Here is a 13,459-nt window from a genome sequence, read left to right as displayed (position 1 = left end):
CTCTTCTAACGCACTACACCTCATTCATTCTCAATAAGAGTTTGATTTTAGTTGAAGTATTCTTCAGTTCCCGAACGCAAATTCGTCTCTATATATAGCTTTCAACTAGCTTGTCACCCCGTGAGGCCAGAAAGCTACAAAGTGGAATTCTAATCAACTTCTCCCCACAAGAGAAGTTGCGATCGCAACATTCATGCAACAAAGCCTGTTTTAGCTTAGTTTTAAAGGATTTCATTGTAGCGCGATCGGTTACCTCTTGTAATAAATTAGATATAATACTATTATATCACAAAAAATATTTAATTATGTATAATTATGTCTAAATTTTTAACTTCTGTAGTTAGCCTTTGCAACTAGCACAAAAGCTGATTACCTATACAGAATTATGAGAGCGCTTGCTAGTGTTGGAATTTTTGTGGAAGTCGAACCTCATCAATTTGACCTGACCGACATGGCCGAGTATCTCTGTAGTGATACTCCTGATTCTTTACCGAATAATTAACAATTATTAATTATTAATTAAATAATTCAGCTTACTCTGCCTCCCCTTTCAAGGGGAAAAGCGGTCGGCAAGCGGAGCAGTCCGTTAGGATGGGATGGCGAAGTTTCCTCCCTTGCCTCCAATCTCCCCTTGAGAGAAGAAATAATGTTTCCTTATACTCAATTCCCGAGGGGTTTTAACCTTCTTGTAATTATCAAGTTCGCCATTATCCATTATCCATTAATGAAGTGCCGTTGCCATGACAATTGGCAGTGAATGGCAGTGGGCTTGTTGTGGGGAGTGTGGGGAGGGTTGGCAGTGTGGGGAGATGGGGATATCTAGAAAGATTGGCGTTGCTGAAGTAAGGTATGAAATTCAACTAATTGTAAATATTCAGCTAAAACAAGAGTGCAAATTATACTATTTCTGCCTCTAAAGTCACCGAAAAACTCCTTTCTACCTGATACAAAATGGTAAGCCAGAAAGCTACAAAGTAGAGTTCTAAGTTCACACACTCTGTAGGAGGGTTTGCGATCGCTACCTTCATGCAACAAAGCCCAAAACTGCTATAAAAAGGTTAAAAAGTAAGTATTGTCTACTAGAAACAAAAATATCTACAAATTCTTCCTAGAAATTTATAGAACTATAAAAATTAAGCTGGAAATGTTTGTATGAAAAATATTTTAGGGCGACTCTCATATTTTCTTTTTCATTCATACAACGAAGACAATAAATATACCCAACATATGCTAAGAATAATTGTTCATTTTTTTTCCTACTCATAGCCTTTGTAAAACACTCGTATACTCGATCTACACAAATTTTTTTTTCGCTCAATATCATTAGTTATTTCACTATTTTTTAAGTGTTTAATACCTGAATTTAACTCTGTTTTATTCAATCTGTCTATTTTGACATTTAAAGAATTTATAAAACCAGTTAATTCTGCTATTTTTAGAGCAGAATTAAAGCCTTGAGTCAATAATGAAATACTACAATTAACCATACTAATCTAATTAAATAAACAGCTTTTTAGAGACTGGTAGACATAATCTCATCGTTGGATACAGACAAAAGTTTTCTTGGAAGTATTTTTGAATCTTTTTCTGTGGATTATTGTATAGCTATGGTGCGGGCATCTTGCCCGCTAGCAACTGACTGAGATGAAATTAGCTATAATTACAAATTTAACTAGAGAAATATAAAACACAAAAAAACTCATATATTTTTTTTGCTGATATATTATCTTTGTAAAAATTCTGCTATTTATGTTACTTTTTTCTTGGAAAAATCTACAAAAATAATTAAACTATTTCTTCCTTCCTTCCTCCTTCCTTAACTGAAATTCTAAAAAAATCTTATGTATATTTAAAGATATGCCATTATAGATTGATAATCTGGACACAAAGGAAAGTATTGTAGCCGAGATTATTAAGGTATGTACGAAAAAATAACTCCCCCAACTACAGGGTCTAAGGTCAGTTTCAGCAACGGTCAACCTAATGTTCCAGACGACCCCATTATCCCATTTATTCGAGGTGATGGTACTGGGGTAGATTTATGGCCAGCATCTCAAAAAGTCTTTGACGCGGCGATCGCTACTGCCTACGGAGATAAACGCAAAATCAATTGGTTTAAGGTCTACGCTGGTGACGAAGCGTGTGAAAAATATGGCACTTTCCAATATTTGCCGGAAGATACCCTTGCTGCTATTAGAGAATATGGTATTGCTATTAAAGGTCCTCTGACAACTCCCATTGGTGGGGGTATTCGTTCCCTAAATGTGGCGTTGCGTCAAATTAATGATTTATATGCTTGTGTTCGTCCTTGTAGATATTATGCGGGTACGCCTTCTCCTCACAAAACACCAGAAAAGTTAGATGTCATCATTTATCGGGAAAATACGGAAGACATTTATTTGGGAATAGAATGGCGAGAGGGAACTGATATTGCTAGTAAGTTGATTGATATTTTAAACAAAGATTTAATTCCTGCTACTCCCGAACATGGCAAAAAGCAAATTCGCCTCGACTCTGGTATTGGTATTAAACCTGTGAGTAAAACTGGTTCCCAACGTTTGGTAAAACGTGCTATCCAAAATGCTTTGCGTTTACCTAAGTCTAAACAAATGGTTACTTTGGTACATAAGGGTAATATTATGAAGTACACTGAAGGCGCATTTCGTGACTGGGGTTATGAGTTAGCAACTACGGAATTTCGTCAAGAATGTGTTACTGAAAGAGAATCTTGGATACTTTCTAATAAGGAGGAAAATCCTAATATTAGTAGTGAGGAAAATGCTCGAAAAGTTGACCCTGGTTATGATGCTTTAACTCCAGAAAAAAAAGCTGAAATTTGCCAAGAGGTTGAGGGTGTATTGGCAGCTATTTGGGATAGTCATGGGGATGGAAAATGGAAAGAGAAAATTATGGTAAATGACCGTATTGCTGATAGTATTTTCCAACAAATTCAAACTCGATCAGGGGAGTATTCTATTTTGGCAACTATGAATTTGAATGGGGATTATTTATCTGATGCTGCTGCTGCTATTGTGGGTGGTTTGGGTATGGGTCCTGGTGCTAATATTGGTGATGAATGTGCTATTTTTGAAGCTACTCATGGTACGGCTCCAAAACACGCTGGTTTGGATAGGGTAAATCCTGGTTCTTTGATTCTTTCTGGTGTGATGATGTTGGAATATATGGGGTGGCAAGAGGCTGCGGATTTGATTAAAAAAGGTCTAGAAATTGCTATTTCTAAGGGTGAGGTGACATATGATTTAGCAAGGTTGATGGAACCACCTGTACCAGCTTTGAAATGTTCTGAATTTGCTGATGCAATTATCAAACATTTTAAATAATGGATAATGGATAATTGATCGGCACCTACACAGAATTATTTACACAAACAATGCTTAATGGAGTAAAACCCTTACTCTTTAAAATGTGTAATGAATTTTGTTTACCTGCTTAATTGATAATTGATAATTAGAGATAGTTTTTATTATCCACTATTCATTATTTACAGCAGATTTCCGGTAAATGAGGTACAAGGTGAATGGTGAAAATATTGCAGTGCGAGCATCTTGCCCGCTTCTGGGTGTACCTCATAACGCGCGGAAACCGCTGTATTATTCATTATCCACTATTTATTCTATTGCTCTATACGCAATAGTTAAATCATTTTATGAAGCGCCTGCCGGATGTGGATGGATAGTGGAATTTTCCTGCTATTGCTCTATACGCAATAGTTAAATCATTTTATGAAGCGCCTGCCGGATGTGGATGGATAATGGAATTTTCTGACTATTGCTCTAATACGCAATAGTTAAATCATTTTATGAAGCACCTGCCGGATGTGGATGGATAATGGAATTTTCTGACTATTGCTCTATACGCAATAGTTAAATCATTTTATGAAGCACCTGCCGGATGTGGATGGATAATGGAATTTTCTGACTATTGCTCTATACGCAATAGTTAAATCATTTTATGAAGCGCCTGCCGGATGTGGATGGATAATGGAATTTTCTGACTATTGCTCTATACGCAATAGTTAAATCATTTTATGAAGCTCCTGCCGGATGTGGATGGATAATGGAATTTTCTGACTATTGCTCTATACGCAATAGTTAAATCATTTTATGAAGCGCCTGCCGGATGTGGATGGATAGTGGAATTTTCTGACTATTGCTCTAATACGCAATAGTTAAATCATTTTATGAAGCGCCTGCCGGATGTGGATGGATAGTGGAATTTTCTGACTATTGCTCTATACGCAATAATAAAATTATTTCCTGAAGCACCTGCGAGATGGATATTGGAATTTTCTGACTATTGCGTATAGAGCAATAATTTCATTTTATGAAGCATTCGGCAAGATGAGATGAATAATGTACCATTTTAGGTGTGTCGGTTCAGTACTGGATTTCCTTCTTCCTCCTTCTTCAATATGTCAAATCTTCTTGAACAAGCAAAAATTGCAGCCCAACAACAAAATTGGTCTTTAGTTAGTTCTTATTTACAGAAATTTATTTCAGAGAGTAAGTCAAAAAAAACTACTTCAACATTTCAAAATGATAATGTCGATCTAGATGCAGTAATTGACCTAGGAATAGAAGTTCTGGAAAATGGTGATTTTCAAGAAAAATGGGATATTGATAAACTGTTTAAGCAAATTGGAAAACCAGCTATATCTCCGTTAATTGAAATTCTTAAAGATCGAGAAATAGACCTAGAAGAGCGTTGGTTTGTAACTAGGATATTGGCAAAGTTTAACAGTGAAGAAGTCCTAGAAGTTATGGGAAATATAATTGTTAGTTCAGAGGCGGAAGATTTACAGGAAATAGCAGCAGATACTTTGGCAAATTTTGGTGAATTAGGAATTGATATATTAACAGATTTATTAGCAAGACCAGAGTCAAGATTATTGGCAACGAAAGCTTTAGCTAAAATCAACTGTATCAGCATAATTACCCCATTGTTAACTGTGGTAAAAGATGAAAATAATGATGTGAGAATTGCAGCGATATCTGCTTTGACTAATTATTCTGATTCACGCATTCCTATTGTGTTAATTTCTGCTTTAAAAGATACAGTGGCAAAAGTGAGAAAAGCAGCAATAATTGGTTTAGCTGGTTATGCTAATTTACAGAAAGAATTAGGTTTGGTGAAGTTGCTACAACCTTTACTGTGGGATATAAATTTTGAAGTTTCTCAACAAGCAGCGATCGCTATGGGAAAAATTGGTACAAATTCAGCAGCGACGGCTTTGTTTGAACTGTTAAAAACTGCGACAGTGCCATTTTTTTTAAAGATAGATGCAGTGCGTGCTTTAGGTTGGATTGAAACTCAAGTATCCTTAGAATATTTACAAAATTTGCTGGGATATAATTTCTTAGTTGAAGGAGATGATCGGGAACAAATTGTAAATGAAATTATCAGGGTATTGGGTAATTTGGAAAAACCGGAATTAAAACCCCTAGCAACAGATATTTTGATTGAATTTATCGCTAGTAATAATCCTAGTTTAGAAAGTGGTTGTGTGAAAAAATCTCTAGCTTTAGCTCTAGGATATTTAGGTAATATTCATGCCTTAGATTATCTAATTCAATTATTAGAAGATGAGGATAATAGTGTCAGATTTCATTCTGTAGCAGCTATGAAACAATTAGATGGGGAAAAAGCATATCAAAAACTTATTTCTTTGTCTCAGGAAGAAACTCTAAATTCACAGTTAAAAACAGGAATAGCAATAGCTATTGCAGAGATGAATAAATTTAATAAAATTTAGACTATAATCAAAACCAAAATTAGTTGACTTATACAGAAGATTCCCGGTTAATGGGATACTGTTGATAGATGAGAGAATAAATATTTTTTGTCTGTTTCCAATCACTCCATCTCTTCATCTCCCCCATCTCCCTAAAACCATAAATATATGTATTTCCAGAGAGTAAGAAATTGCTGTAAGTAGGTAGGCAAAATTCAACTGAAAATATCTGTAGAGGTAATTTATGAATTACCTCTACTTTTACCAACAGCCTAAAAATTTGTAGCCTACTTTTTTCCAATTGGAATTAGATCTGTCTATGGGGAATATTAACTCTTATGTGATGTGGAATTTTAGGGAGGAGCTCAAATCCTGAATCCCCGATTAAGCTCAAGTCTGATTAATTAGCCATAATCAAAATGTTATTCTGTGTCAAATTTTTCCCTATTCTCTATTCCCTAAATTGATAGATAATAGAAGAAATATTTTTTGCCTGTTCCCAATTACCCCATTTTCCTAAAGCCGTAAATATATTTACTTTCAGATAGTAATAAACTGGTGCAAGTAGGTAGTCAAAATTCAACTGAAAATATCTGTACAGGTAATTTATGAATTACTGCTAATCTTAGCAACAGCCTAACAATTTCTAGCTAACTTTTTTCCAATTGGAATTATCTCCTAAGATCGGGAATATTAACTCTTATGTGATGTGGAATTTTAGGGAGGAGCTCAAATCCTGAATCCCCGATTAAGATCAAGTCTGATTAATTAGCCATAATCAAAATGTTATTCTGTGTCAAATTGCTCCTTATTCCCTATTGCCTAAATTGATGGATGAGAGAATAAATATTTTTTGTCTGTTTCCAATCACTCCATCTCTTCATCTCCCCCATCTTCCTAAAACCATAAATATATGTATTTCGAGAGAGTAAGAAATTGCTGTAAGTAGGTAGGCAGAATTCAACTGAAAATATCTGTAGAGGTAATTTATGAATTACCTCTAGTTTTACTAACAGCCTAAAAATTTGTAGCCTACTTTTTTCCAATTGGAATTATATCTGTCTATCGGCTATATTAACTCTTATGTGATGTGGAATTTTAGGGAGCAGCTCAAATCCTGAATCCCTGATTAAGATCAAGTCTCATTTGAAAATATCTGTACAGATAATTTATGAATTACCTCTAGTTTTACCAACAGCCTAAAAATTTGTAGCCTACTTTTTTCCAATTGGAATTATATCTGTCTATCGGCTATATTAACTCTTATGTGATGTGGAATTTTAGGGAGCAGCTCAAATCCTGAATCCCCGATTAAGATCAAGTCTGATTAATTAGCCATAATCAAAATGTTATTCTCTGTAAAATTACGGAAAAATAAGGGTAAAGCCTCTCCTTTAAAGGATAGAAAAGAAAAAAATTCCCCTTTAACCTTACCTCTTCTTTTCAAGAAGAGGTAATAATTAATAATTAATTATTAATTATTGAATCCCTACTCCCTAATATGAAATACTGGAAATCAGGTAAACAACTACAAGATGGTAAATATATCATTCAAGACCTCCTTGGTATTGGTGGTTTCGGTACTACTTATCGTGCTTTAGAACAAAACTCTAATCAATTAGTTGCGATTAAAACTCTCAATTATCGAGTACAAAGAAAACCAAATTTTGATAAACTCCAAGAAAATTTTTTAAATGAAGCCTTATGTTTAGCAAAATGTCATCATCTCAATGTAGTAGAAGTTCACCGCCTTTTTAAAGAAAATAAATTATGGTGTATGGTGATGGAATATATAGATGGAGATGACTTAGGAATTTATTGTGAAGAGCAAGGGGGAGTTATATCAGAAAGTGAAGCAATACAGATTATTAAACAAGTAGGAGAATCACTAATATTTGTACATAACCAAGGATTTTTGCATCGGGATGTCAAACCTCAAAATATTATTCTCAGACGAAATACTTTAGAAGCAGTATTAATTGATTTTGGTTTAGCGCGAGAATTTGATAGTGGTAGTGTACAAAGCCATACAACAGATAGTACATTATATTTTGCGCCAATTGAACAGTACGAAAGACGAGCAAAACGGGGTGCTTTTACTGATATTTATGCCTTAGCTGCCACTCTATATGTTTTATTAACAGGTGAAATGCCTACCCCCGCAAAAATTAGACAGGAAGGAAAAATACCATTAATACCACCAAAAGAATATAATTCCCAAATTAGCGATCGGGTCAATAGTGCAATTATTAGAGGTATGAAATTAGAACCGGAAGAACGCCCTAAATTTGTTGTTGAATGGTTAACTTTATTATCACAACCACAAGAATTTTTCACAACTAATATAACTTCAAACTTACCACTAACTCTACCCAGAATTACCGAAATGCCCACAGAATTAGTAACTGTTGATGCGAGTTTTGAACCAGAATTACAAACTTTTAAATTTGAAGTTTTAACAATCAAAATTAGCTCTAGATATGAAATATCTGACACGATAAAAGAGCAAGGAGAAGCTCAACAATTTATCGAAAATATTGGCAATGATATTACCCTAGAAATGGTATATATTCCCGGCAATACTTTCTGGATGGGTTCCCCAGAGACAGGAATAGAAAAATGGGAAATAGAAACCCCCAAACATTTAGTCACAATAGCACCTTTATTGATTAGCAAATATCCCATTACTCAATCACAATGGCAAGCAATTATGGGAAAAAATCCTGCTAATTTTCAAGGAGAAAATAGACCAGTAGAAATGGTATCTTGGTATAACGCAATTCAATTCTGTAGTCGTCTATCTGCTCAGACAGGAAGAGCTTATCGGTTACTATCAGAAGCAGAATGGGAATATGCTTGTCGCGGCAGGACAACGACATTATTTCACTTTGGTAATATTCTGACACCTGACCTAGCTAACTATAACTGGGAAGAAGCTTTTGCCTGTACATTACAAAAAAATTATTATGAGCAGACAAGAGACGTAGGTAGTTTTCCCCCCAATGCTTTCGGGTTATATGATTTTCATGGCAATGTCTGGGAATGGTGCGCCGATCCCTGGCATGATAATTATCGGGATGCCCCTTCGGATGGTAGTGTATGGGAAAAAGATGGAAATTCTGCCTACAGAGTATTGAGAGGTGGTGGGTGGTTAAACTATCCCAGGGGTTGTCGCAGTGCAAATCGAAATTACAAAAATCCTAGGGGTAGGTATAAGTCCGTGGGGTTTAGGGTTGCCCTTTCTCATTCCATATAGCTGAAGTCAGAAGTTAGAAGTTGGAAGTTATACCAATTTAATCAATAGACATAGGCGTGAAAAAGATATAGACTTTTTGCATATAGTAGGGAACACTTAACTGGGAACAGGAAACAGGCAAGATATTTTTAGGAAAAAGTTACGGAAAATGATTTTGCGAGGAACTTTTACTTCTATTACTTATGCTAAATATAAGGGCAAGTTTATTTTCTGGAGATGTCTAATGTTTGTTACAAATTTTAGGGACGTTGCATGGAACATCCTTCAACAATTAATAATTAATAATTAATAATTAATAATTACCTCTTCTTATAACGGATAGGATTGACATTCAAGGATTTTTTTTTCTTCTCTTGGTTGATTGGGGACCAGCGAGGAGACCTCGCCATCCCATCCTAGGTCATGCTCCGCAAACAACCGCTCTCTTGGTCGATTGGAGGCCAGCGAGGAGACCTCGCCATCCCTCGACCGCTTTTTTCTCCATGAATGGAGAGGCTTTATACCTTAAGAGTTCGGTAAGTCAGAAGGAAGACCAAAGTTGGAAGGTAAGCATTCAACTATTAGCAATCAGCTCTCAGTTTCTTATGAATTAAGTGAGGATTTGTTTAAGAATGCTTATATTAACTGAAGAGCTGCTTACTTATGCTATGAATTATCTAAAATATATCAATAATAATTTATTCGCATAAATACAAGACGAGCCTGATTATAATCTAGCTGATAACGCAGTTCCTCCGTAGGAGGCAGGCTAAAAGCTGATGGCTGAATGCTTACGTTGGAAGAAATATTGAAGAAAAAAAGGTAAAAATGATAGAGATAGTCTTATTAAAGGAATTGAAGAATATCTTTTTAAGTAGATCCAATTGAGATGCACTTTTTGTAGCATTCTCTTTTCATGCCTGGTATTAGAAGTCAGAAGAGGCGAATGGCAATTTGCCCCTATATTGAGCACGGACTAAATTTGAGAGACGTGAGAATTTCCTAAACACCCTAGCAACTGCTATATCATCGTCAAATCTAGATTCCTCACTCCAAAAGGAGTCAGGAGAAAATCATAGTGGTCAATCAAAGTAAATAATTAAGTATTTATGCTTAATATTTTTCTGAGAATTTGACGAAATAACAAATATTTTTGGAGGTAGATGCAGAAAAGAAGAGGTTGAAATTTTTGGGAAAAATTTTGGTGAATTGGTATGGGTAGTTTTAAATTTTATTGCAAAAAATTAATTTTTGTAACTTTCAAATCCCTAGTAGTCGTTGGTAGGTTTCCCCCATCTAATCTAAATATTTGACATATTTGGCAAAAATTTCATGGAAGAGTTTTACCAAAAACATTAAATTTGAAGTTTAGTAGACCTTTGGCAAAACTGAAATGACAATAAATTATCGAATTACCTTTGACTTTTGTGACTTTTGACTTAAAGAAGTTTAGTCATCCACAATTTGCGCCCAATCTGGGAAGGAAGGAGGAAAGAAATTAATATCGTAGTCAGACTCTTCCCACTCATTAACCCATAATGGTACTACCCCTACTCCTGGTATGGGAGTTCTCGAGAATACCCTTTCCCTAGATTCAACAGTGTGAAATATCTGCTTGAGCGTATCTCCTAGGTTAAGGGTAAAACTTAAGAGTTCGTCCAATTCGGGGTCAAGCCGTTTAACTCTTTGTTTTTCCTCTTCAAGCCACAAAAGTTTAAGGGACTTTAAGGATCTGGGGCTAAGTTGACTGCGATAATAAACACGTTTAAGTTGGGCTACAGGTTCAAGACTCCTTTCTACCCGGCGAATTTGCTGTAACCGGAGAAAGTGCCACTCTGCCAAACGCTTTCGGTCTTCAGGGGGTATTTTTCCTTTGCTAGTAGAGTGTTGGAAGGCATATCTGGCACAACTACAGCCAAGATTAGCTAAAAGATGGATTAACTGTCTCTCTTTAGGGGTAGCTTGTCTTCTTTCTGCAGTTCTCGTAATAAGCCTTTTTCTGCGTGTAGTAGTTGTTGTGTCCATCGTTTTGGTCGATAATACTAATCAGAATATATTAATAGAATAACCGAAGGTAGAACCCTAATCAGTAGCAAAAAGTTCTACCAAATTCTAAATCTAGTCTAATCTTTCTATTCTGTCTCAAGGAAGTTATTTCGGCTTTCCTTATATTTTATTTGTCTGTGTTTACTGTTGTACATTCCCCATCCTCATCATTGCCTGTGTAAGGACATTTGCCATCTTTAGCTAATATCTGACTCTCTTCAATGGTCGTCTCATTAGATGGCCTAAAGTTCCAGGCATTGGCCTTTGGTACATGACAAAACGTCAAGCCTGCGGAGGCTATTAACCCTAAAGCAATAATATTCTGTTTCATTGTAGTAGATGAACCCTGTTTAGTTATTTGGAATTGACTACTGACACTCTTGCAACCTGTAAAAAGTGGGTTTTTGCAAAAGCCCTCTTGTATTCCAAAGAATCAGTCTGTAATTATAAAAGAAGCATAGGCACGACCTGATGGATCACAAACGCCGGAAGAGAGGTGTTAGTAGTATTATTACTATCTTCTCCCCAATCCTGGTATTTGGGATGTGGAGACTAAGCCATTAGGGAGTTAAACCATCAGGTAATTAGTCCATCTAGGAGTTATCCATCAGGGGTATCTACTTTTTTTCAACTATCAGGGTGTATCTCCATCTGCAGTTCTGAACTGGCTGTCTACAAGGAAATTAATGATTAAATCATTAATCCAAATAGACAGCTTTTTTTATATATCTAGTTTCCCTTAGTAGGAGGATTAAGGAAAGAGTAAGGTGAAGGACAAGAGCAAGGGCTAAATTTTCAATTTTTCTCCACTTATTTATTTCGCGCATATTGAGTTTAATTCCGTTCTTAGAAACCTCTTCTACCTGGCAACGTCGGCGTTATCGAGTTCACAGGTACACGCGGACGTTTGCTTCGCAACCCGGAGCGTAGCTCTGAGTGCCCGCCATAGCTAGATTTAAGCTAGCATTTAAGTATCACACGCAACTAAAACCCTCAGCAAATTAAATATTTGTGGCCTTCAATTAAAACGATTTTCAGTTCCATTGAAAATTGACCTTCTTCAAACCTTTAAGACTCCACCCTGAAGGCTATACTTTACCGAAAAATAAGGGTTTAAAACCTCTCCTTTAAAGGAGAAAAAGCGGTCGGAAAGCGGAGCAGTCCTTAGGATGGGATGGGGAGGAAACCTCGCCATATCCAATCTCCCCTTGAAAAAAAAATTTCCCTTTTAATCAATCCTATCCGTTTTCAAGAAGAGGTAATTATTAATTATTAATTATTGAACCATAAGTCTTGAAACCCTTTTATGATTGGGGGATTGGGGGAGAAAGAGAGCAGGCATTACGTCCAAGCCTCTAATTAAATCTAATTAAATACGTTGACTCTCCGGAAATATCCATTTAATGGCAAATACATAACGTCTCTCTTTTGTCAAGTTTTATGTTAAGAAAGATGTGGGTAATGGATAGCCCTGAAGGGCGGGGTTTAAATTAATAGTTATTGCACTCCTAAATATTTATGCAACTGCACAGAGAGTCGGTAATGAGGATATTCCTGAAGTAATTCTAAGACTAATGGTAGAGCCAAATTACGACTATACCATTCAGGCTGTAGATAAACAGGAATATTATTATTGGCTAATAAAATTTTACTATAAAATTCTAATTCTTTGCCAGTTTCTATCACCAATTTTATTTCTGAAGCCCGTTTCCACATTTGCGGTACAACTGGATATTTAGGACTAATATGTTGTTTAGGACTAAGAGTTACCCAAGTGTTAGGAGAAATATTTTGCCAATAGCAACCGGAGGTTTCTATTGAAACTTTTCTACCAGTAGCTTCTATTCTGTTTATTAAAGCAGGTAGTTGTTTATGAATAAAAGGTTCACCACCAGAAATAACAACTCTAGGAGAAAATAATTCATTAATTAATTCATCAAAAGTTCTCAGTTGTCTCGGTAAACCAACTCCTCCATCAGCATAACCAGTATCACAATAATGACAACCTACTGGGCAACCAGCAAGACGAATAAAATCTACTGGCGTACCTGCCCAATAGCCTTCTCCTTGAATAGTTTTTTGGAATGTTTCATGGATGGGAATGATGAAATTTTCTGTCATTTTTAATTTTAGGGAGTAGGGAGTAGGGACTAGGGAAATAAGCAAAAAATATTTATTCCCTTAGTTGCACAATATTAATAACTCAACTTGCTGTATCAATTTCTCATGTAGTAAGTTTAACTCTGGCTCAATAAAGCTTTTTTTTCAACCAAAAGCTGATAGCTAATAGCTGACCGCTAAATGCTTATTTTAATCAATTTTAATTTTAATTTTAGGGAGTAGGGAGTAGGGAGTAGGGAAATAAGCAAAAAATATTTATTCCCTTAGTTGCACAATATTAATAACTCAACTTGCTGTATCAATTT

At 35.7% G+C, this 13,459-nt stretch carries 7 protein-coding genes; 4 read left to right on the top strand and 3 right to left on the bottom strand.

From position 1 onward, the window contains the following. The first annotated feature begins 740 nt into the window (after positions 1-740). The 4 genes from F6K22_RS04105 to F6K22_RS04090 all read left to right on the top strand — a co-directional run bounded on the left by F6K22_RS04105 (position 741) and on the right by F6K22_RS04090 (position 9,008). The gene (locus tag F6K22_RS04105; protein ID WP_293093610.1) at positions 741-917 is read left to right on the top strand and encodes a hypothetical protein; all 177 of its coding nucleotides are present in this window, start codon (positions 741-743) and stop codon (positions 915-917) included. 1,002 nt (positions 918-1,919) lie between these two features. After that, positions 1,920-3,341 carry an NADP-dependent isocitrate dehydrogenase gene (locus F6K22_RS04100; RefSeq protein WP_293093608.1) on the top strand — a complete coding sequence of 474 codons (1,422 nt, stop codon included), beginning with the start codon at positions 1,920-1,922 and terminating at the stop codon, positions 3,339-3,341. 1,091 nt (positions 3,342-4,432) lie between these two features. Then, positions 4,433-5,773 (top strand): HEAT repeat domain-containing protein, encoded by a 1,341-nt coding sequence (locus F6K22_RS04095; RefSeq protein ID WP_293093605.1) that lies wholly within the window; start codon positions 4,433-4,435, stop codon positions 5,771-5,773. Between the two features lie 1,480 nt (positions 5,774-7,253). Further along, entirely contained in the window at positions 7,254-9,008 is a 1,755-nt protein-coding gene (locus F6K22_RS04090; protein ID WP_293093603.1) for a bifunctional serine/threonine-protein kinase/formylglycine-generating enzyme family protein, read from the top strand. A 1,428-nt stretch (positions 9,009-10,436) separates the two neighbouring features. Here the strand turns inward: F6K22_RS04090 and F6K22_RS04085 are convergent. The 3 genes from F6K22_RS04085 to F6K22_RS04075 form a co-directional block, all read right to left on the bottom strand. Beyond that, positions 10,437-11,012: a hypothetical protein gene (locus tag F6K22_RS04085; protein WP_293093601.1), complete on the bottom strand. Its 576-nt coding sequence runs from the start codon at positions 11,010-11,012 to the stop codon at positions 10,437-10,439. A gap of 148 nt (positions 11,013-11,160) precedes the next feature. Further along, positions 11,161-11,364, bottom strand: coding sequence for a hypothetical protein (locus F6K22_RS04080; RefSeq protein WP_293093599.1), 204 nt, complete (start codon positions 11,362-11,364; stop codon positions 11,161-11,163). 1,166 nt (positions 11,365-12,530) lie between these two features. Then, positions 12,531-13,154, bottom strand: coding sequence for a 7-carboxy-7-deazaguanine synthase QueE (locus F6K22_RS04075; RefSeq protein ID WP_293093596.1), 624 nt, complete (start codon positions 13,152-13,154; stop codon positions 12,531-12,533). Positions 13,155-13,459 lie beyond the last annotated feature (305 nt).

This window comes from Okeania sp. SIO2F4 (genome assembly GCF_010672385.1).
Taxonomy (GTDB): domain Bacteria; phylum Cyanobacteriota; class Cyanobacteriia; order Cyanobacteriales; family Microcoleaceae; genus Trichodesmium.
Note: the sequence above shows the minus strand (reverse complement) of the source record. Positions and strands in the feature narration are given on the sequence as shown.

Coding starts and splice junctions, on each gene's coding strand:
- F6K22_RS04105 (WP_293093610.1), top strand. CDS start 741: ATGACAATTGGCAGTGAATGGCAGTGGGCTTGTTGTGGGGAGTGTGGG.
- F6K22_RS04100 (WP_293093608.1), top strand. CDS start 1,920: ATGTACGAAAAAATAACTCCCCCAACTACAGGGTCTAAGGTCAGTTTC.
- F6K22_RS04095 (WP_293093605.1), top strand. CDS start 4,433: ATGTCAAATCTTCTTGAACAAGCAAAAATTGCAGCCCAACAACAAAAT.
- F6K22_RS04090 (WP_293093603.1), top strand. CDS start 7,254: ATGAAATACTGGAAATCAGGTAAACAACTACAAGATGGTAAATATATC.
- F6K22_RS04085 (WP_293093601.1), bottom strand. CDS start 11,012: ATGGACACAACAACTACTACACGCAGAAAAAGGCTTATTACGAGAACT.
- F6K22_RS04080 (WP_293093599.1), bottom strand. CDS start 11,364: ATGAAACAGAATATTATTGCTTTAGGGTTAATAGCCTCCGCAGGCTTG.
- F6K22_RS04075 (WP_293093596.1), bottom strand. CDS start 13,154: ATGACAGAAAATTTCATCATTCCCATCCATGAAACATTCCAAAAAACT.